This window comes from Alteromonas sp. G4i13 (genome assembly GCF_054960505.1).
The window spans coordinates 1-20,825 of record NZ_JBHNYX010000061.1 but is presented as its reverse complement, the minus strand read 5'-3'; the positions used below and the strand labels follow the sequence as shown (position 1 = coordinate 20,825).

15 protein-coding genes and 1 pseudogene are annotated in these 20,825 nt (G+C 47.2%); 10 read left to right on the top strand and 6 right to left on the bottom strand.

All coding sequences use genetic code 11. The annotated features are described in order from the left end of the window. Positions 1-1,310 (top strand): tyrosine-type recombinase/integrase (locus ACFI6J_RS19755; protein WP_462586339.1); only part of this gene is annotated, 1,310 nt, incomplete at its 5' end. A gap of 559 nt (positions 1,311-1,869) precedes the next feature. On the opposite strand, the gene ACFI6J_RS19750 is transcribed toward ACFI6J_RS19755, so the two are convergent. Then, positions 1,870-2,571 carry a hypothetical protein gene (locus tag ACFI6J_RS19750; RefSeq protein ID WP_156077901.1) on the bottom strand — a complete coding sequence of 234 codons (702 nt, stop codon included), beginning with the start codon at positions 2,569-2,571 and terminating at the stop codon, positions 1,870-1,872. Between the two features lie 446 nt (positions 2,572-3,017). On the opposite strand from ACFI6J_RS19750, the gene aldA reads away from it, so the two are divergent. Continuing rightward, positions 3,018-4,457 (top strand): aldehyde dehydrogenase, encoded by a 1,440-nt coding sequence (gene aldA / locus ACFI6J_RS19745; protein WP_202942899.1) that lies wholly within the window; start codon positions 3,018-3,020, stop codon positions 4,455-4,457. Positions 4,458-4,692: 235 nt separating this feature from the next. Beyond that, on the top strand, positions 4,693-5,070 hold the full coding sequence (locus tag ACFI6J_RS19740; protein ID WP_202942900.1) for a hypothetical protein: 378 nt from the start codon (positions 4,693-4,695) through the stop codon (positions 5,068-5,070). Between the two features lie 67 nt (positions 5,071-5,137). Here the strand turns inward: ACFI6J_RS19740 and ACFI6J_RS19735 are convergent, their stop codons facing one another. Together ACFI6J_RS19735 and ACFI6J_RS19730 are read right to left on the bottom strand one after the other, a co-directional pair. Then, on the bottom strand, positions 5,138-6,235 hold the full coding sequence (locus tag ACFI6J_RS19735; protein WP_458726307.1) for a hypothetical protein: 1,098 nt from the start codon (positions 6,233-6,235) through the stop codon (positions 5,138-5,140). A 381-nt stretch (positions 6,236-6,616) separates the two neighbouring features. Beyond that, complete coding sequence (locus ACFI6J_RS19730) at positions 6,617-8,611, bottom strand: sigma-54-dependent Fis family transcriptional regulator (protein WP_232380368.1); 1,995 nt, start codon at positions 8,609-8,611, stop codon at positions 6,617-6,619. A gap of 534 nt (positions 8,612-9,145) precedes the next feature. Between ACFI6J_RS19730 and ACFI6J_RS19725 the strand changes: the two genes are divergently transcribed. The 6 genes from ACFI6J_RS19725 (at position 9,146) to ACFI6J_RS19700 (ending at position 18,832) form a co-directional block, all read left to right on the top strand. After that, positions 9,146-10,942 carry a PQQ-dependent dehydrogenase, methanol/ethanol family gene (locus ACFI6J_RS19725; protein WP_232380369.1) on the top strand — a complete coding sequence of 599 codons (1,797 nt, stop codon included), beginning with the start codon at positions 9,146-9,148 and terminating at the stop codon, positions 10,940-10,942. Between the two features lie 93 nt (positions 10,943-11,035). Further along, positions 11,036-11,677: a QcrA and Rieske domain-containing protein gene (locus ACFI6J_RS19720; protein WP_458726306.1), complete on the top strand. Its 642-nt coding sequence runs from the start codon at positions 11,036-11,038 to the stop codon at positions 11,675-11,677. Between the two features lie 12 nt (positions 11,678-11,689). Further along, positions 11,690-12,151, top strand: a complete 462-nt coding sequence (locus ACFI6J_RS19715; protein ID WP_069945400.1) for a hypothetical protein — start codon at positions 11,690-11,692, stop codon at positions 12,149-12,151. A 19-nt stretch (positions 12,152-12,170) separates the two neighbouring features. Next, a complete protein-coding gene (locus ACFI6J_RS19710) occupies positions 12,171-15,491 on the top strand; it encodes an FG-GAP-like repeat-containing protein (RefSeq protein ID WP_156077898.1) in 3,321 nt (1,106 codons plus the stop codon). A gap of 22 nt (positions 15,492-15,513) precedes the next feature. Further along, positions 15,514-16,662 (top strand): alpha-hydroxy acid oxidase, encoded by a 1,149-nt coding sequence (locus ACFI6J_RS19705; protein WP_156077897.1) that lies wholly within the window; start codon positions 15,514-15,516, stop codon positions 16,660-16,662. Between the two features lie 121 nt (positions 16,663-16,783). Further along, on the top strand, positions 16,784-18,832 hold the full coding sequence (locus tag ACFI6J_RS19700; RefSeq protein WP_458726305.1) for a TonB-dependent receptor family protein: 2,049 nt from the start codon (positions 16,784-16,786) through the stop codon (positions 18,830-18,832). A 451-nt stretch (positions 18,833-19,283) separates the two neighbouring features. Here the strand turns inward: ACFI6J_RS19700 and ACFI6J_RS19695 are convergent, their stop codons facing one another. Further along, the gene (locus ACFI6J_RS19695; RefSeq protein ID WP_239220273.1) at positions 19,284-19,445 is read right to left on the bottom strand and encodes a hypothetical protein; all 162 of its coding nucleotides are present in this window, start codon (positions 19,443-19,445) and stop codon (positions 19,284-19,286) included. 47 nt (positions 19,446-19,492) lie between these two features. Beyond that, positions 19,493-20,032, bottom strand: a complete 540-nt coding sequence (locus ACFI6J_RS19690; RefSeq protein WP_239220274.1) for an alpha/beta hydrolase — start codon at positions 20,030-20,032, stop codon at positions 19,493-19,495. Between the two features lie 50 nt (positions 20,033-20,082). On the opposite strand from ACFI6J_RS19690, the gene ACFI6J_RS19685 reads away from it, so the two are divergent. Beyond that, positions 20,083-20,457 (top strand): hypothetical protein, encoded by a 375-nt coding sequence (locus ACFI6J_RS19685; RefSeq protein WP_239220275.1) that lies wholly within the window; start codon positions 20,083-20,085, stop codon positions 20,455-20,457. 6 nt (positions 20,458-20,463) lie between these two features. Here the strand turns inward: ACFI6J_RS19685 and ACFI6J_RS19680 are convergent. Next, a pseudogene (locus tag ACFI6J_RS19680) lies at positions 20,464-20,667 on the bottom strand (IS256 family transposase); the annotation flags it as partial. Positions 20,668-20,825 lie beyond the last annotated feature (158 nt).

Below are 20,825 nucleotides of genomic sequence, written 5' to 3'. Positions count from 1 at the left end.
GTTATGCTGCTCAAATGAAATATCATCCCATTACTGACACCATCGACCTTCAAGCGTCACAGCGAGATATTCTTGACACTCATGAATTTAAATCGGTGTACCCTACTTTGTCTGAGTATCTTGATTCATTTGAGCAACAAGGCATTCCTGCAAAAAACGATTTGAAGCAATTGCTTAATTTTTTGGTGACAGGCTTAAGCAATGCAAAAGGCACTCAATCAAGGTTCAGAAATGAGGCTGAGAGATTTACCTTGTTTTGCTGGCGCGAACGCGAAAAATCTGTTCTAGATACTAAACTTGAAGATATAAAGTTGTATATCGATTGGATCTGGTCACCACCCAAAACACTCATTGCTGATACAACAATATCGAGCCGCTTTAAATACAGACCTAATTCAGATATTCGTGTTGTCAATCCAGAATGGCGCCCTTTCGTGCATCGCACGCCTAAGGCAAATCGGAAAATCGAATCGTTGATAGCACCTGGAAAGGCTTCCAGTACTAAACATGCCTATAAAATCAGCCAAACGTCACTTCGCAATTCATATGCATCATTAAATGTTTTTTTTAAATGGTTAATCGATGCTGAGCTGGTTATGCGTAACTATTTGGCGGACGCCAAGAAAAACTGCAAATATCTGATCAAAGTTAAAATATATCAGCCACCACATACGTTTGATGATGAAGTCTGGGAAACATTTATCCAATGCCTTACGGTTGCAGCTGACGAAAACCCGAAGTTTGAAATTCACAGGTTTGTAGTGTTATCCCTAAAAGTATTGTTCTTAAGAATTTCGGAATTATCTTCTCGTGACTATTACACCCCTTTGTTCAATCATTTTCGACCGGATCCTAGTAATGAAGGCTGGGTGTTGCATGTTGTAGGCAAGGGAAAAAAAGAACGTGTAGTAACGGTGCCTGATTCATATATCGAAAATGTACTGGGTAGATACCGTGAATCGATGGACTTAGCCCCCCTTCCTAGAATTGATGAGGACACTCCAATCCTCCCATCAATGAAAACTGGTAAACCGCTTAAGCAAGACAGTGTCAATAATATTGTTGAAGAAGCGTTTGATTTGGTTATTTCTACTCTTATGAAGAGTGGAAAGAAACAACAGGCGCTTGATATTGCCGGTGCATCATCACATTGGTTGAGGCATACCGGCGCTACTCAAGCATTAGATGAATTGAATGAAACTATGTTAGCCGAAGAACTTGGCCATGCCAGTGTAAAAACGACAGTTGAAATTTATGTAGCCCCGGCACACAGAGACAGAATACGCAAAGGTTCACAACGTAAGCTCTGAGCACCAAAATACATTATTATGAACTTGGAAATAGCATATCTTAGAAAAGTACTGATAGTCTCAGTTTGATCAAAAGCGGTCATACTAGTATATCGTTCTAGATGACTGTTTTGTAAGCGGATCGGAGATTACATATTCTTTCCTATGAAAACACTGAACGTGGTTTTTTAGTGGAAACGGACAGCTTACTGCAACTTCGAGCAGCATCGGTCAGCTACCGGATCGCGTAAGGCAAAAACGCAGGTAAAACAGTATTTCCTTGCAAGCCTTGCCCGAACAAGACAAAGGTAACAATAGACATTTAGCACAAATAGACGGCTTTAGTTTGCATTCTGTCGTTTTCGCCGTCACTCATCAAACAGATAAGTTAGTGCACTTGTGTCGATATATCGCAAGGCTTTCCACATACCTCGTACCAAACTTCAGTACCAAAGACGAGTTCACTTACTTATCTTAACGACAATTCATTTCATGTTTTCTTCAAAATACCTACTGTGTAAACGTGACACCAGACTTGAATGCATCTATCACTATGTCTAGTCTATAGCGTTAATAATTCTCATACTCCGAACACGCCGGATACCGTCGAATCATTTGTCGACCTTGCAGTGACAACAACACTAATCCAATCAGGTCGCACCTGTTGCTGGACTTTGCCCCCCGGCAACAATTTCCATTTTGCGCCTGACATTTCGTTAAGATTTCCCGTTTCCAAACGAAAGGTCGCCATTTCAGCATGTGTTGGGTAACGTCCATTTTGAATTGGATAACCCGCCCGAATATAACGCTTCTTGAAGTTAACCCGCAATTCGCCAACAATTAGCTGCAACGCGCCATTGGCATAAAACAGCGTTCCAGAAGTCGTCACGGGTTTACCTCCCAGTCCTAATATTTGGGGGGCGATTTCGCTGACCGAAAACGTCACGACTTCGCCTGCTGACAACTGAACCAATTGAGCATACACTTTTTGTCCTAAACGCTCGGCCAGTGAGGCAGAAAATACACTGGCGGACTCATGATCATAGCCAAGTAAGTCGGGTACGTTCGCCTCTTCCTCATATTTCAACCCTGCCAACATCTGTTTAACGGTTGCTTCAGGAATGGCCGGCGATAGCTTGTCACTCCTTGCCCCTGGTAGTTTTTTGACTGCTATGTAATCTACCCCTTGCTGCCAGACAATGCGTTCCTCAGCACTCTCTGCAATTGATGAGAACATCACTACAACGACCATGATCCAACGGGTTGATTTTGTATTTATCATGCTTAGCCTTCTTAACTCACATTAAAGTAACAATAATCAGCAATTCACATACCAGTCTTACGTTACTGTTATTAGCAGCCCGGGCACACCGCCAACAACACTGATAATTCAATAAAAATCATAATATTAAAGACAAATATATAGAAACCTATGCACGCTTAACGGTAGGCCACATTGGCGTAAGGCGGCTTCATTTGTAAAAAAAATGCGACAATTGCGATGCTACAGCTGATGCAAATCAGCTCGATTCTGCTGCGCCCTGAATATGCTCCACATTCAGAAAATATGAAAAAAAGACATATATTCAAACACATAAAGACAATCAGCAATATCTCTAAAAAATGGTGCGCCGATTGCTCAGGTAACCATGAAGCGACACCACTGCACAGTTTGATCCGCAGTGCGTGTCACACGATATGTTCATGATTAAATTAAGAGAATCGCGTATGTCTGAGATACCTGTATATCAAAATTATATTAATGGTGAGTTTCAACCTCATTCAGCATCTTATATCGAGGTCACTAATCCCGCGAACGGCGAGCTACTCTCCCGGGTACCCAATGCGGATACATCGGAGGTAGAAGCGGCCATAACAGCAGCGAAGAAAGCACAAAAAGCCTGGGCAGCGAAACCCGCGATTGAACGAGCACAATATTTGCACAAAATTGCCGATAAGTTGCGACAAAACGCGGAACACCTGGCAGCAGTAATTACCAAAGAACAAGGTAAGGTCCTCAGTCTGGCAACCGTTGAAGTAAATTTCACAGCCGATTACTTAGATTATATGGCTGGCTGGGCACGTCGAATTGAAGGCGAAATCATCACCAGCGACAGGCCCGGTGAAAACATTTTTATGTTCAGAAAACCATTGGGTGTAGTCGCCGGGATCCTGCCCTGGAACTTTCCGTTTTTTCTGATTGCACGAAAAATGGCGCCAGCACTGATCACCGGCAACACCATCGTTATAAAGCCTAGTGAAGAAACGCCAAACAATTGCTTTGAATTTACCCGACTGCTCGACGAAGTTGATTTACCCGCGGGTGTTTTTAACGTGGTTTGTGGCACTGGATATGGAGTAGGCCAAGCGTTAACGTCAAACAGCCAAATCGATATGATCAGCTTTACCGGCAGCGTAGCTACTGGCTCAGCCATTATGGCAGCCGCCGCGCCAAATGTTACCAAACTCAACCTTGAACTGGGAGGAAAGGCGCCGGCAATAGTGCTTGAAGATGCCGACATCGACCTGGCAGTCAATGCAATTAAGGTATCCCGGGTTATCAATACAGGCCAGGTGTGTAACTGCGCAGAACGAATTTACGTGCACACCGCGGTAGCCGATAAATTTATAGAAAAGTTGAGTAGTGCGATGGCAGCGACGCGCTATGGTGACCCAATGAAACAGTCCGATCTGGAAATGGGACCACTCATTAACCAGGCCAGTCTGGATAAAGTCATATCCATGGTGAGTAAGGCGAAAAGCGAGGGTGCACAAGTCATCACCGGCGGTAAAGTTGCAGATATAGGCTCGGGATTTCATTACGAACCTACTGTTCTTGCAGGGTGCCACTCAGACATGGAGATAATGCAAAAAGAGATTTTTGGACCGGTTTTGCCCGTGCAAGTAGTTGCCAGCCTGGAGGAAGCCGTTGAATTAGCCAACGCCTCTGAATACGGCCTGACATCCTCGGTTTACACCCGAAATCTCAGGCAGGCCATGCGTGCAATTGACTTACTTGACTATGGCGAAACCTACATTAATCGTGAGAACTTTGAAGCCATGCAAGGGTTTCATGCCGGTACCCGTAAGTCCGGGATTGGCGGTGCCGACGGCAAACACGGGCTCTATGAATATACCCGCACCCACGTCGCCTATGTGCAAAACTAAGCCTTATTGATCCATTAACAAAGCGCATTGTGGCGGTATACAGTGCGCTTTTTGCCGAAACGGCAATTACTAGCAGTTTTGTTAGGGCTGCAGCCCTCTGTATCACGAAGCTAAAAGGAAAATGAAAACAACACATAGTTCATATTATATTTTTACTGTTACAAACAGCGTTAGCCGCAGCATTTATAAAAAGTTTTCAGCGGTACCCATAGCCTATTTTACGTGAAAGTTAATCATGACAAGATTAAAAAATAAACTAAGCCGAATTCACATACCTATTTTTGAAATTAACTGCCCATACACCAATTCAGTTAACCAGCAGACAATTGAAATATTCAGCACAAAAATTCCAGCTAACTTTGACAGGAAGAGATCTGAGTTAGTGTTATGTAAATTAGCCATCGAAGATTCACTAACTTTTTTTACTGAGCAAAAACCTGACAATTCATTTGACGAAAACGCCTTTTTAATAATCAATTCAATAGATATTTATTCATCAGTGGAAGAAGCTGATTATTTTTTTCAGAAGACTCAGGCTCCCCCCCCTCAAAATAGTATTAGATTATCAGTTAAAAACGCCAGAAATAATCACGTTATATTTATAAACAATTAAATTTAAAATTAAAAAAACCGCAGGTTGATGCTGCGGCTTTTTATATACTCACAAAGCAATGAACAGATTAAAACGTCACTGAGACCTCAACGATAATACCGTCCCACTCTGCTCCACCAGCAGCACCGAATGCTGCAGTACCGCCTCCGGAATACTGTTCTTCCTCTTGCTTAACATATTCAGCTTTGAATAACGTGAAATCATTCATCCACCAGCCGCCGCCCAACTGCAAACGGCTTGCGGTGTTATTGTCGGTAATACCAACACTTTCGTTATCTGATTCGGCATAACGGGCCGCAACATAAAACTCTGAATTAATCATATAGCGCCCTTCTACAGACCAAAACTTCATTTCAGATTCCTGTTCTACATAGCTGGTTTGAAACGCCCCCTGGCCATTTTCCCAGCTATAATCGTCTTTTGCACTCCCGTACAAGGCATGAAACATAACTGTATCGGTCATGTACTGCACATCAGCCTGCCAGATAAAGGCGTCAACGCCCGGCACAATCAACGGGTGGGTTACTCTGGCATTCGGAGCCGAACTGGCAAACTGATAGTTATCGCCGTCTCCCACAGCAATCAACGAGCCAGCGGTCTTCCCTTCTACAGCACTCATTTCATGATTGGTGGAAAAAACACCTGCGGCAAACGATAAACCATTGCTTAAATTATAGGTTCCGCGTAAGCCGTAGTTGTATCCTCGTCCGTCGGAAAAGTCCGCGAAAAAGTCCGAGGTCGACAACGTACCGTCCCAGGTAATACTGCTGCCGCCTGCCAGTTTATGTACCCCATATAGCCACAAACCTTCTTCTGCTGTGATCATGTCAACCAGGCTATTGCCAACAAATGGGTTGCTTTGCACTGCCGCACCATCAGAGTAGCGCAGGAAGTTCTGCGTGGTAGCGATCATATTACCCAGTCTGACGCCCACCTCCTGATTAATCTGATACTGTATCCACGCTAAATCCTGGCTGATAGCAGCGCTGCCGTTATTCCAGTCGTTGGGCTCCTCGGCGAGTTCGGCAAAAACAGATAGCTTGTCTGTCAACTGCGCATTAATATTTAACGCAAAGCGCAAACGATGAAAACCAGAGTCAGTGTTAGCATTGCCCGGGTCCGCAGCTGCGCCGTCGACTTCCATCCCCGCCTGCCAACTTTGCATCACCGCACCAGACAACTGAATCCGGCTTTTTTCCTGCGCAAATGAAGCCGGACTAAAATAAGTCAGTGCTAAGGCAGAAGTGGCTAGTACTATTTTATTAAACTGCATTTCATTGTGTCCCCTGTTTGGAATTTAAACTTTCATTCGCAAATAAGGGATGGCAAAGAACATGCCATTGTAATTAAATTGTAAAAATTAAGTTTAACCATTAATTTAAAAGGAAATTTAAATTAATACGGACTTTATAGAAAAATCATTTTTCTTAAAAATTAAACTAGTGTCGCACGCCATTTGCAGCATAATGCAACAATTAATTACGGAAATAAAAAACCGTTAATTACCTTTCGACAATTAACGGTTCAAATAATAAAACTCAGATTATTAGTAAATATCGTTAGGCTGTACAATATTGTATTTTTTCATTTTTCGGTAGACCGTTGAACGGCAAATACTGAGCTCTTCTGACACCGTTGTAATATTCCACCGGTGTTTTTTTAACGTGTCTAATAATAACTGACCTTCGTGACTGCCTGCATACTTAGACAAAGCCTTTTGTTTGACAACGCCAGTCTCTTGCTCCGTATCTAACGCATCCAGCGAATGATGATCGAGAATCTCATCTGGCAAACTATCAAGCGTTATCAAATTGTTTTCGCTCACCGCAGCGGCATATTTCAACACGCTCATTAGCTGGCGTATGTTGCCAGGCCAGTGATACATTTCCAGCGCCTGGCGAGCCTTTTCATCAATTTGATAATCACCCAAGTGCTGTAGCTCCCGTCTTACTACATTGGCAATAATAGCCGATTTATCAGTACGCTCCCTTAGCGGTGGCAGTTTCAGAGCCATGCCATTGAGGCGGTAGTAAAAGTCTTCCCGAAACTCCTTTTGGTCTATACGCGCTCGCAGATCCTGGTGGGTGGCAGAAATAACCTGTAAGTCCAAAGCCGTCGGCTCGGTGGCACCTAATGGCATTGTTTCCCGTTCTGCCAACACACGTAACAAGCGTGTTTGCAGCTGCACAGGCATATCGCCAATTTCATCTAAAAACAGGGTTCCGCCATTGGCCAGTTCCAGCTTGCCCTTCATACCATTTTTATTGGCGCCAGTGAAACTGCCGCTGCGATAACCAAATAGCTCACTTTCTATCAACGTTTCAGGAATGGCAGCGCAATTTAATGCGATAAAGGCACCGTCGGCCCGTGCACTGGCATCATGGATTGCCCTGGCAAAGGCTTCCTTACCCGTGCCGGTCTCGCCGGTAATTAGAATTGGAATGTCTTTATCAATAACTTGCAGAACCTGTCGCGCGATTCTGTGCATCCGTGGATCTTCACCACCTAACTCGTTCAGTGAAGGATGCTTTCCTGACGTTAAGGGAGAGGCTGCTTTAGCAGCAGTCCGAACCGATGCAGACGCCACCGACCGGAAACCAGGCACCCGCAATGCCAGTTCAATCTCTTCCAGTAATAGCGGCGAATAAACCTTTATAACATTGCTACCGCCGTTTGTTTTGGTAAGTAACTCATCAATAGAAATACCAATGATATCTTGTAACCGGCTCCCCGGGAGCAGTTGATCAGTTGGCAGCAGTGACGAGTATTCAAAAAATGACGAACGATTTGCCCCGGTGATAACGCCTCTTTCGTTAACCGCTAATAGCTGCTCCTGCGCCAAATCGAAAAAGCTTTCCGCCGGACGGATATTCAACGTCATTTGATTACGATAGGTCTTGCGAAAATAACTGTTTTCAATCATTCGACCGTACATCATGACCATTTGCAGCGTCATAAACTGGCTGCTTCTGTTTTTGTCAGCGCCAAGACATGACGCGTTCAGGCAGCCACGTAATTCCCCCATGGGATCAAATATAGGGGTAACGGAACAACTTAAGTCTCTGTGACTGTGATAAAAGTGCTCATCCCGGTGAATAATAATCGACTCTTTTTCAACCAGACAGGTACCAATACCATTGGTACCTACCTGATCTTCCGCCCAACGCGCCCCGATAAGTAATCCTGACTCTTTGCTGCGGACTTTTTCCCGATTAGGTAGATTTGTCGCCAGGGTTAACCCTGTAGCATCGGTTAGCACTACCGAGTAGCCTGCATCAGAAATTCGCTTGGATAAACCAGTTAGCCCCTGCCGGGCAATATTTAAATAGTCTTCCTGTTGCTGCAATTGCAATCGCATCTCTGAGGACGATAAAACTTCAACCTCATTGGTCGCATGCGGATCAAGGCCGTGCTTTAGCAAGCTACGTTGCCATGAGCGGGAAATCGGTTCTGTCGGCTGAATATTTCGAAGCTGAAATTCGGCCGACATAAATGTTTCAGCACCACTAACGTCCATAGATTGCGAAGTTTGTTTCATCATTACCGTCGTACTCCGTTCTTAGTTTATTGCAGGCAATGTACTAGCAGCATCAGGCAATTCCCCTGGTCAACTATTCAACACCTTATCAAATTAACGTAATGATGCAATTTTGTAACATTTTTTTCAAATTTGCATTTTTTCTTGTATTTACCGCCACATTGATGTGGATCCGTTTGCCGCCCCACCATCAAACAAAGAGAAAAATAAAACAAATACAATCACTTATTGTTTTTTAAGTGTTATTACTTAGTAGCTAAAAGCCCTGCAGGGAAGATGCGGCAAAACGGCTCGGCAAATATTGGTAAGTGCGAGTCTGCCAACCGCAACCGAAAAGTGTCTCATTGTTGCATTAACGCTGCGACAGGTGTTTCTTCACTCAAACGACTTTCTGTACTTAATTTTTTCAACGAAACAGCACGCCCCAACAAACCTCATAAAAATCAACATATTAAGAATATAATCATCGGGAAATGTTATTGGCATGTTAATTGATTTAGGCATTCTGCTCGAACAAAACGACTTTAGAGGTAAAAAATGAAAAAAACTAGTGCTCCACATCTGAGCTACCTGAGTTGCTGTCTGGGGTTAGCAGGTATCATGGTTAGCTCTTATGCATCAGCCGCCGGTCTGACCAAGCTAACAAAAGAAATTGAAGACTACACACCTGTCACGCAAAAGCGGTTAAACGAAGCAAATCCCAAAGATTGGTTGCTACCCAAAGGGAATTACGAAGGCTGGATGTTCAGTGAACTTCAGCAAATTAATAAAAAGAATGTTAAAAAGCTCACACCTGTCTGGACCTACTCCACCAACCTGGACTCCGGGCATGAGGCTCCCGCCCAGATCAATAATGGCGTCATGTTTGTTTCAACACCCTATAATCACGTGATCGCATTGAATGCCAAAACCGGGCAAGTTTACTGGCGCTATAAGCATGACAATCCTTATGATCTGTCGGTGATGCATAACACCAGCCGCGGCATTGCCTTATGGGACGACAAAGTCTATGTCGCCGGACTTGATGGCACTTTGAATGCGCTGGATGCCAAAACCGGGGAACGCATTTGTCAGGCGCAGATTGGTGACTGGAGTATCGGTGCTTATATCACCTCGGCGCCCACTCCGGTGAAAGGTAAGATACTGGTCGGCCCGTCTGGCGGCGAGTATGGCGTGCGGGGCTTTTTAGAAGCGATGGACGCCGAAACCTGTGAACAGGCATGGCGCACATACAGCGTACCAGGTCCGGGTGAGCCAGGCCATGAAACCTGGAAAAAACAAGGAAAACGTCCCGACGCATGGAAATATGGTGGCGGAAGCATGTGGATGCCGGGTAACTACGATCCAGAGGCCGACATACTTTACTGGGGAGTGGGTAACGGCTCACCATGGCTCGGTGATCAGCGCCCCGGGGATAACCTTTATGTGGCTTCATCGATTGCCATGGACCCGGACAACGGCAAGATCAAAGGCCATTTCCAGTACCATTACAATGATTCATGGGACTGGGCCGCCATGAATGCACCAATGCTGGTTAATTTTAAACAAAATGGCAAAACGGTTAAGGGCCTGGTCTCACCTCAGCGTAATGGCTACATGTATTGGCTGGAGCGCAGTGACGACGGTGAAATAGGTTATGTTGAAGGCAAACCCTTTGTTAAAAATAACGCCTTTAAGTCGCTTAATAAAAAAACCGGTCGCCCTACCTATGACTATGATCATGTTCCGGTTACGGGTAAACGGGTGGATTACTGCCCTAGTCTGTGGGGCGGTAAAAACTGGCCTTACGAGTCTTATAATCCGCAAACCGGCATGGTTTATGTGCCGGCCAATGACAACGTATGTAACTCATTCCTCGGCAAATTTCAGGATGATGTTGAACCTGCATCCGGGCAATTCTGGGCTGGCATCGATATTCCCGACCTCGATGTTTACCTTGATGACCCTAACAAGGGTGTAGGTCAACTTCAGGCCTGGAATATCAATTCCCGCGAAAAAGTCTGGCAACACGACTTTGGCAAAACCATGAACTGGGGCCCTGTGCTATCGACAGCAGGCGGCATTGTGTTTGGTGCTGGTACTAACGACCGGATACTACGCGCCTTTGACGCCGAAAGCGGCGAAGTATTGTGGGAATTCCCGCTTAACTCAACGGCCATTGCGCCCCCTGTGAGCTACGAAGTTGACGGTAAGCAGTATATCGCTATTACCGCTGGCTATGGCGTAGACGCACACTGGACCAACAGTGTTCTGGCCGACAAAGATGAATCTGGTGAATGGATCGCAGATGTCCCTGAGGGCGGGGTAATCTGGGTCTTTGCACTGCCGGATTAAGTCTCTTTGGGGTGACGAAAGTCGGCGCATTGGCGCCGGCTTCCAGGTTCGTTGTACATAAACAGATTCAATAAAGTAGTAAGAAGGTATCCTATGAAAAATCGTACATCTGACAATGTCAGACAATCCCGGTGCTGCCAGGCGGATTATGATGGACCAGATAATGGCTTTCGTCGGGACATGCTGAAGTACTTGGCCTTTGCCATTCCTATTGCCAACCTCTCTGTCAGCGGCAAGCTGTCAGCTGCTCAGAACCGACCTGAGCGACTGCCACCACAACCCGGCGACCGACTGACGTATTTCAGTAAAAGCAAACGCGGCCAGATTATAAAACTATCCGATTTGGCCGAACTCGACAAACAACAGCTCATTTTGCCCTACGACGTGCAGAATAACATTGTCCGCGACGGCTCACGCTACAACCAGGTGCTGCTGCAAAAGTTCCCCGAGAGCAAGCTTTCCAATGACACCAAGGCACTATCGGCCAGTGGCGTGGTGGCTTATTCAGCCATCTGTACCCATGCTGGCTGCCCGGTCACCGGCTGGATGACAGACGAGGAAAACTACATGTGTCCGTGCCACCAGTCTGTGTTTAACCCCAAAGACAGCGGAGTTGTGATGGCCGGCCCGGCACCACGAAACCTGCCCGCATTACCGCTCAAAGTTGAGAATGACGAAATAGTGGTAGCAGGCAATTTTAATAGTTGGATTGGCTTTGGTAAGCCCCCCAGATAACGGAGAACCCCCATGAACAACAAACATAAATTAATGCTTCCTGTTACCACTGGTCTGCTAATGACGTTGTTTTGCAGCCAGGCAATCAGCGCAGCTAAGCCAATGACAGGCGTGAGTTGCCAGGGCGGCTTTTTTGTCCGCACGCCAGATAAACATATTCACTGGATAAATGACGAAGAAGCAAAGCCGGTACAGGTATACGCACAGGATGATGATATCTACGCAATGGCGGAATGTGGCACCGGAGTGGTTACCGTGTTCGAGAAAAAGCAGGCCGAAAAAACTGAGTATGCCGCTTATTACAGCCCTAACTGCAAAGATATTGGTCGCGAACAAGGCGAAACCCGCACGCTCTATCAGGGCGATGTAAAGATAAACCGCATCCGCCCGTCTGCTGATGGCCTGGAAATTCGCCTGGTGAATAACCAGTTTTTGCGCGGCAGTAGTTGCAGCGCAGTTAGCGCTATTAAGTAAGGTAAGAAAGGAAAAGGTAATGGGGCTCATTGGTCGCGGTAAGGTATATATGGTAACACTGCTGACGCTGTTCAGCGCCAGTGGCAATGCGCGGCTGGAAGCCAATGAAGAGCAGGCGCTGAGCAAACTGTTAGACAGCTTGAGTGATTCTTATGCATTTACGGTTGATACTGTGTCGCCGTCAACTGAAACACCAATGTTTCGGTTAGGCATGGAGCTGTTCTTTAGTAAATCACTCAGCGGTAATCAGGATGTTGCCTGCGCCAGTTGCCATCATCCATATCTTGCCGGGGGCGATAGCCTCAGCCTGCCGGTTGGCGAGTCACCGTATAATGACAATTGGGTAGGACCCGGACGCTGGCACGACTGGCAGCGTTCGGCCGATCCAAAAGCTGACGGTACACCCAATGTTGCCAGACACTCTCAAACCACGTTTAACGCGTCATTATACAGCCGCTCGATGTTTTATGACGGGCGCATTTTTGTGCTTGATCCGACCTTACGCTCCCATGGTGAAGATCAGCGCCACCGGACACCGGATAGTAATTTGTGGCAGGGCGATAGCTCTGCAGGACGTGATTTACTCGCCACTCAGGTGCGCTTCCCGGTGATATCCACCGATGAAATGCGTGGCCATACCTTTGCTGCCGACAGTACTAACGATGGGGTACGCCACGCGCTGATCGAACGGCTCAAACAAAGCGAAAATGTACAGCAGTGGCTGCAGCTCTTTAGGCAGGCCTTCGCCTCACCCACTGGCAGCTCGAATTCGCTGATTACATTTGCCAATATCGAAACTGCTATCTCCTATTATCAGTCTACACAAATCTTGCTGGATGCCCCCTGGTTTGACTATGTTAACGGTAAAACCAACGCACTGACGGCCAGTCAGAAGCGCGGCGCAAAGCTATTTTTAACCAGCCCGGATAAGGGCGGTGCAGGTTGTATAAACTGCCATACGCCGCCAATTTTTACAGATGAGAAATTTCATAATATTGCTGCGGTGCAGATTGGACGTGGTAAACAACCCAATGGGGAAGATTTTGGCCGCCGCGGCGTAACACAACAAGACAAAGACCGATACGGATTTCGTACTCCCTCACTACTAAACGTGACGGCAACCGCCCCCTACACTCACGCTGGCGCTTTCACGGATCTTGATGCCATCATTGCGCATCATTTGGCACCGGATGAGTCGGTTAGTCAGTTTGACTTTAGTTTTGCTAACAACCCGCAATTGAAGCACGTTGCCGGGTTGCTTAGCGACAGTAAACAACACACCCAGGGTGCACTGGCTCAGCTTAACCGAGAGCAAGCCGCAGGCAGCAGCCTGCTGCCTGACGGCCTGACCCTAACAGTAACGCAGATAGACGATTTAAAGGCCTTTCTAGCCAGCCTTACCGATCCTTGTATTACCGATAGAGCCTGTATGGCGAAATGGGTACCTGATAGCAATGCACCAGCCCCTGACGAGCACCGCCTCGTAGCAGAATTTCGCGGTCATATGCCTCCTCCTCAACCTGTAGCCATAAACCTGGAGCCAACTCACACCAGTCTGCCTAATCAGGCCCCGGGGCCGGCCCTCCCTGCTGCGTTTCTTAGCGATGACGCATTTGGCTGTTCCCACTCTGCGCCGACGCATCAGTCTCTCGCCAAGCACCATAGCCGCCATCAAAGTGCCAAACGTTTTGATGAAGTGGCTGTGAGTGCCGGGTTAGCTCACAAACATCACATCAATTGGGAGAACTATTCCCTGTCTTCGGCACAACGCCTGATCTTTAGCGGTGGACTGGCGGCCGGCGATATTGATGGTGACTGCTGGCCGGATCTATTTTTTGCAACCGGCGACGCAACAGCGGATGTACTGTATAAAAATGAACGAAACGGCACCTTTAGCGATGTCAGTAAAGTGTGGGGATTAACCAGCGTTGAACTGTCTAACGGTGCAGCCATGGTAGACATTGACGGCGACGGCGATCTGGATTTATTCACCTCCAACCTGCTGCAGCCCGAACTGCCATCCGTCACCGGTCAAAAGATGCAGTTGCCAGACTCCCAACTTCCCACGTTATACCTCAACGATGCGCAACAAAAGTTGCATGTTGCCGCTGACATCGGATTACAAGTACAGCTTACCAGTTGGTCTTTTGCTTTTGCCGATGTCAATAAAGATGGCACCGTTGACATGCTGACCAACCATTGGCGCGGCCCCGGACTGGGCGGCGAACAGCCTACCCACCTGTGGCGCAACATAAGCAGCTCGGAGGGGATCTGGTTTGAAGGCCTGGATACCGAGGCAGGCCTTACAGATTTGGTAGGCAATGCAGACTTTACATTTACCGCTAACTTTACCGACATCAATAATGATGGCTGGCTGGATTTGTTGTTTGCAGCAGATTTTGAAACCAGCCAGGTGTATAAAAACCTCCGCGACGGTACCTTTGCTAAAGAGACCCACACCCATGAGATCTCAGATCAAAATGGCATGGGGGCTGCCGTTGCAGACTATGATAACGATGGCTACCTGGATTGGTTTGTTAGCAGTATCTGGGACCCGAACGGCAAGCCGGAAGGTAGCTGGGGGGTCAGTGGTAACCGCCTGTACCACAATCACCAGGGTCGGCTGGAGGATGCAACAACACAGGCTGGTGTGGCCGAAGGGCTATGGGCTTGGGGCGCATGCTTTGCCGACTTTAATAACGATGGCTGGTTGGATCTATTTCACGTTAACGGTTTTGATCTGCCGCCACAACTTAGCCGCCACCTTGGTAACCCTCTGGCGTATCGTCGCCTGAAGCAAGCCATGGCTGAGTTTGAGAACACCCCGAGTCGGCTTTTTATTTCTAATCAGGACGGTACATTCACAGAACGCAGTCGTCAGTGGGGGATCACCGATACCTTTTCTGGCCGCGGCGTGGTCTGCATGGACTACGACCGGGATGGTGATGTGGATATTGTGGTCAGTAACCACGAACAGCGACCGGTACTGTATGCCAATCGTCACAACGATGACGCCAGCAACAACTACTTATCCATCACCCTGCGCGATAGTACGCAAAACACCCGGGCACTGGGCGCTAAAGTGCATGTGACTACCGGCAACACTACCCAGTTGCAGGAAGTACGCGCAGGCGGCGGATTTTTAAGCGGTGCGCCGTCAACCCTGCACTTTGGTTTGGGTGACGCCAGCCAGGCCGACACCATTACTATTGAATGGCCAGACAAAACAGGAAGTGTCAGTACGTTTCACAATATTCCGGCTAACCAGTTTTTATACATCCAGGCCGATCGGGGAACTATTGAGCAACGCTCACCTTCGCCCCCACCCCAATCGCAGTAACGAACAGAGGCAGTAACACGCTATGCGCTTAAACCAATGCTACAACTATCAGGACTTCAGAACCCTGGCGAGAAAACGCCTGCCAGGCCCAATCTACAATTACATCGACGGTGGTGCCGATGACGAGGTAACCATGCGGCGTAACACTGAAGCCTTTAATCAGTGTGATTTAATTCCCGGGGTACTTCGCGGTGTCAAAGATGTTGATCTGAGTATCGAGGTGATGGGTCAGCGACTTGAATTACCTGTGTACTGCTCTCCTACCGCCCTGCAACGGTTATATCACCACCGAGGTGAATATGCAGTTGCGGCCGCCGCCGAAAAGTTTGGCACTATGTTCGGCGTGTCGTCGCTGGGCACCGTGTCGATGGAGAAAATTGCACAGGATTTTGATATTCCCCAGGTGTATCAGTTTTATTTTCACAAAGACCGCGAGCTTAACCGGGCCATGATGGAACGGGCGAAAGCCAGTGGCATACAAGTTATGATGCTGACGGTAGACTCAATCACCGGTGGCAATCGGGAGCGGGATTTACGTACCGGCTTTTCGATACCCTTTCGTCTGACCCTGGGCGGCATGGTTGAATTTGCCAGTAAACCCGCCTGGGGCATCAACTATCTGCTCCACGAAAAATTCTCCCTACCACAACTGCAGGCCCATATTGACATGGACGGCGGCAGCAGCTCTATCGGTGATTATTTTACCAATATGCTGGATCCGGCAATGAACTGGCAGGATGTGGCCGACATGGTTGATTTTTGGGATGGTCAGTTCTGTTTAAAAGGCATTATGAGCGTTGAAGATGCCAGGCGTGCAGTAGACATTGGCTGCACCGGTATCGTGATTTCTAATCACGGCGGGCGCCAACTTGACGGCTCACGCAGCTCTTTTGATCAACTGGCCGAAATTGTCGACGCAGTAGGCAATGATATCGACGTTCTTTTTGACAGCGGCGTGCAGCGTGGCTCACATGTACTCAAAGCACTGGCGCTGGGCGCAAAAGCGGTGGGAATTGGGCGGATGTACCTGTATGCACTGGCGGCGGCCGGACAACCAGGTGTGGAGCGGGTCCTTAAGCTCATGCAGGCTGAAATTGAACGCGACATGCGACTCATGGGCTGCAGCAGCATAAAGGACCTGCAACGGGAACATGTTCGCTTTCGTCCCTGATCCCCTGCCCGCAAAACGGAAATAACCCCTATAAAGCGATGACTTCATGAACTCACCTGTTCGCGACACATCGACAACTAACGACTGAATCAGCAAGGCCAATATGACTCAGCATCACCTAATGACCTCACTAACATTAACCATACTTCTCATGAGCCCGCCTCTGCTTGCTGCAGCAGTAACACCATCAGCGGGACCACCAGCAGCTGAAGATATTGAAGTAGTAAAGGTGACTTCAACGAGATTATCACGGGATCTCTTTGCTACCCCGGCGGCAGTTTCGCTACTCGATGCCCGGCAGGAACTGCAACTGCAGGAAGCACTGCAATTAAACGAAGCGCTTAAGTTTGTGCCTGGCGTATATTTTCAGAATCGCTACAACTTTGCTCAGAACCTGCGGATATCCATCCGCGGTTTCGGTTCGCGCGCTCCGTTTGGTGTGCGCGGCTTGCAATTGCAGGTTGATGACATCCCTTACACATTGCCTGACGGCCAAACCCAGGTGGATGATATTGATTTAAACAGCGTTGAACAATTACAGGTTATCCGGGGCGCAGCAGCAGTGCAGTACGGTAATGGTGCTGGCGGCGCAATTGATATCACCACTGTGACCGGCGATAGCCTGCAAGGAGTTAATGCCAGTCTGAATGTCGGCAGCCATGATTTTTATAAAGTAAACCTGCAGGCTGGTACCCGCGAGAACGACATCGACGCGGTTATCAGCATAAGCCACCTTAACTTTGCCGGCTACCGGGAGCAAAGTCAGGTAAAGAAAAGTACCCTGCGCGGTAAACTGCGCTGGGACCTCAGTGACACTAAAAGCTTTACGATAATCACCTCGCTGATGGATATGCCTGAAGCACAGGATCCGGGAGGCCTTACTGTCGCGCAAGTGGCTTCAGATCGACGCCAGGCTACCTTTATGGCCAGCAGGCTAAACAGCGGGCAGCAAGTGGCACAGCAAACCATCGGACTGGTTTACCACGATGAGGACATCTTATATGGCAGTTGGTCTGCCAATACCTTTGCTACTCACCGCAACTTTACCCAGCAGCTACCCTTTCCTGGCAGCAGTCTGATTAGGTACGACCGTTGGTTTTATGGCGGCAGTATTGAGCTTTCTCAGGACTGGCAGAACGCTGGCTGGCCAGTAAGGTATACCGCAGGCGCAGAAATCCGCCGTCAGGAAGACGACCGCACCCGATTTAGAGTCACTCCGGATAAAGTTGTCACGCAGCAAACCGCAGATGAATTGCAGCAAGCCACTTCAGTTGGCGTATTTGCCATTGTCGACTGGTTGCTCTTTGACACCCTCACCCTGACCACCGGCGTGCGTTATGATGATCTTGCAATGTCGATAAACGACCGGCTCGGCCTTAGTGCGGTAGGCTCAGGCGAGCGCCACTATCACCAATGGAATGGCAACATTGGTATAAGCTATCGGCCAGGCACGCAACACCAATGGTACGCCAATGTCGCTTCAGCCTACGAGTCACCTACCTTTACCGAGTTTGCCAACCCGCAGGGCAGCGGCTTCAATCCCATCTTAAAACCCCAGGATACCGTGAGTCTTGAGCTCGGTTGGCGCGGCCAGTACAACGATTTAAGTTATGATGTAGCGCTGTTTTCAATCCGCGTTACCGACGAACTCATTGCCTACGAGATTGACGGTCGGGCATTTTATGAAAATGCCGGCAAGACCAACCGCCATGGCCTTGAAACGGCCCTTCAGTGGCAACTTAACCAACACTGGCAATGGCGTAGCGCGCTGACACTGGCCCGCTATGAGTTTGGTGACTTTGCCGCACTCAGCGGCGACAACCTGGATGGCAACCGGATGCCAGGCTTACCCCAAATTCAATGGATTAATCAGCTCAACTGGCAACAAAATGCATGGCGAGTGGAACTGGAAGGTACATTCAGTGGTAACTTCTATGCAGAAAACAGCAATACAACGGAAATAGCACAGTATTGGCTGGTGACCGGCCGGGTTGGCTATGATATTAATTCTACTTTGCGAATTCAGGCCGGTGTGCGTAATCTGTTCGATAAGATGTATTTTTCGAATGTCAGAGTAAACGCCAATGCCGACCGGGAAGTAAGCAGTCGGGGTTATTTCGAGCCCGCCCCGGGTCGCAGCTTTTACTTCGGCCTGACTGCCCAATTTTAACTGCATAAAACCTGCGCAACGCTATTACACGGTGAGGTAAGCGTGGAGTAAATTGCGCGCGAAACCTGCGGCAGACTTCTTAGAAACGTTAACCATTTCTAAATGCTGCAGAGCTTTGCACATAAGTGACCTCCGACTTATAGAGCTTAACCAGCAATTATACTGTAAACGCGATGAGCGTTGCGAAAAAATATCATTCAGATCGAAACACATTGCAGGAATGAATGACCATCTTGATTGTTTTGTAATCTATAGTGTTGTAGCAGCATACACACCTCACGGAAAGAATTTAATAAAAGCAATGTCTAATACTAAACAGTATTAGACATTGCGAGAATGGGTACCAATTAACCTTATTACTCTTATGCGCTTGCTACCCACATACTCAAAACATAGAAAAGAAATAAAATTGTCCCATGGTAAACAAATTACCTTTTCGCTATTTGATTTACTATTCCATATCCAGTGTTGCTTTATAAAACTGATTGAGCTTATTTATAGCTTCACTAACGTATTCAGATTTCCAGTACGTCTCAATATGGCTAGCGCCATCAATCAAGTACAACTCCTTTTCCTTAGCATTAACAGCGTGCTCAAAAGCATTTTCTGACATATAAAGGGAATCTGCTTCGCTCCCTGCAATCATTAATAAAGGCTGATTTATTTTGGGTGATTATGAGTAAAACCATAATACTCAAGACCTTCTCGATATAGTTCAAAGGGCAACTTTGCGGTTTGTTCTCTAGTTAGACTCTGGCCACCTACATATTCCACATTACCATTTTCAACTTCGAGCCTTTTAGCTTCTGTTGCTTCACTCAACCGCTGCTGTATGGTATCAAGCTGTGAATCGATATATCCATTACGGCGAACCCGTCCAGAATTGAACATAGATAAGGTCGCTACTGACTGAAAGCGTTTATCTGTTTGTGCTGCCGCAAGTGAATAGCCACCGCCTCCACAAATACCGAGCACACCTAATCTGTTTGCATCTACGCCATTAAACTCACTAATGAAGTCTGCCATACCATGAATGTCGTTGATTCTGTTAGGTGGGATGTCGATATAGCGCGGTTCACCGCCAGAGCCACCTTGATACGCAGCATCAGCTGCTATTGTGATATAGCCTAGCTCCGCTAGACGTTGAGCATACAAGCCTGCTACTTGTTCTTTTACACCACCATTTGGGTGCGCTACCACTATAGCAGGGTAACGTTTACTTTTTTCATAACCAGGTGGAGTGCAAAATTTTGAATACACTGGTGCGAAACGCAAGAGATGAAATGCTGGCAGCTGTAGAGAGTACTGAAAAAAAATCAATAGAAAACTATCTAGAAAAGACTAGAGGACAAGAAATAAAATTTACAATAACGATGTCTCAATTAGAGGAAGCAGTTGATTTGGAGATAAAGAGCCGTAAATTGATTGAAGAATTACTGTTTAACCTCGGAACAACTGCGGTGCAATGCGATATCATTAATTCTCAAGGAGTTGAAGAGTGGGTCGTGATGCCTCTACTCACTAAATTCAATTTAGAAGATAATAAAATTACTTATAGGTTTTGTAGTGAACTTCGTGAAGAAATACTTATCAGTAGAGCAGAGCCTGTAACAGATTCTGTGTAACTTCCATTAGTTATTGAGTTTGAGGCGTTCCTCGGATTCAATAATAAAACGACTCATCGCCTTACGCCAGTTTCGAATCGGCATCGACCATTTTTTGCTGGCATCTTTTATTTTTAAGTACGCCATTTTTCTTACAAAACCATCACTGCGGAAGATCTTCCGCTTCTTAATGACTTCGTGGATAACGCTGTATAACGGTTCAATGGCGTTGTCTACTTCCCCATTAATGAGACAGGGCTGAATTAGAGTTTTCTAGCTTTTCTCGGTAAGCTGCCGGAGGCAGGTTACCCAGACTTTCATGTGTTCTTTCTTCGTTATAATCCAGTCGCCAGAACCAAGCCATTTTGCTGCGGTTTACCTGGCTGAAT

What these genes read in the sequence shown, in the direction of transcription:
- ACFI6J_RS19750 (WP_156077901.1), bottom strand. Translation starts at nt 2,571, where the DNA reads ATGATAAATACAAAATCAACCCGTTGGATCATGGTCGTTGTAGTGATG.
- aldA (WP_202942899.1), top strand. Translation starts at nt 3,018, where the DNA reads ATGTCTGAGATACCTGTATATCAAAATTATATTAATGGTGAGTTTCAA.
- ACFI6J_RS19740 (WP_202942900.1), top strand. Translation starts at nt 4,693, where the DNA reads ATGACAAGATTAAAAAATAAACTAAGCCGAATTCACATACCTATTTTT.
- ACFI6J_RS19735 (WP_458726307.1), bottom strand. Translation starts at nt 6,235, where the DNA reads ATGCAAAGTTGGCAGGCGGGGATGGAAGTCGACGGCGCAGCTGCGGAC.
- ACFI6J_RS19730 (WP_232380368.1), bottom strand. Translation starts at nt 8,611, where the DNA reads ATGATGAAACAAACTTCGCAATCTATGGACGTTAGTGGTGCTGAAACA.
- ACFI6J_RS19725 (WP_232380369.1), top strand. Translation starts at nt 9,146, where the DNA reads ATGAAAAAAACTAGTGCTCCACATCTGAGCTACCTGAGTTGCTGTCTG.
- ACFI6J_RS19720 (WP_458726306.1), top strand. Translation starts at nt 11,036, where the DNA reads ATGAAAAATCGTACATCTGACAATGTCAGACAATCCCGGTGCTGCCAG.
- ACFI6J_RS19715 (WP_069945400.1), top strand. Translation starts at nt 11,690, where the DNA reads ATGAACAACAAACATAAATTAATGCTTCCTGTTACCACTGGTCTGCTA.
- ACFI6J_RS19710 (WP_156077898.1), top strand. Translation starts at nt 12,171, where the DNA reads ATGGGGCTCATTGGTCGCGGTAAGGTATATATGGTAACACTGCTGACG.
- ACFI6J_RS19705 (WP_156077897.1), top strand. Translation starts at nt 15,514, where the DNA reads ATGCGCTTAAACCAATGCTACAACTATCAGGACTTCAGAACCCTGGCG.
- ACFI6J_RS19700 (WP_458726305.1), top strand. Translation starts at nt 16,784, where the DNA reads ATGACCTCACTAACATTAACCATACTTCTCATGAGCCCGCCTCTGCTT.
- ACFI6J_RS19695 (WP_239220273.1), bottom strand. Translation starts at nt 19,445, where the DNA reads ATGTCAGAAAATGCTTTTGAGCACGCTGTTAATGCTAAGGAAAAGGAG.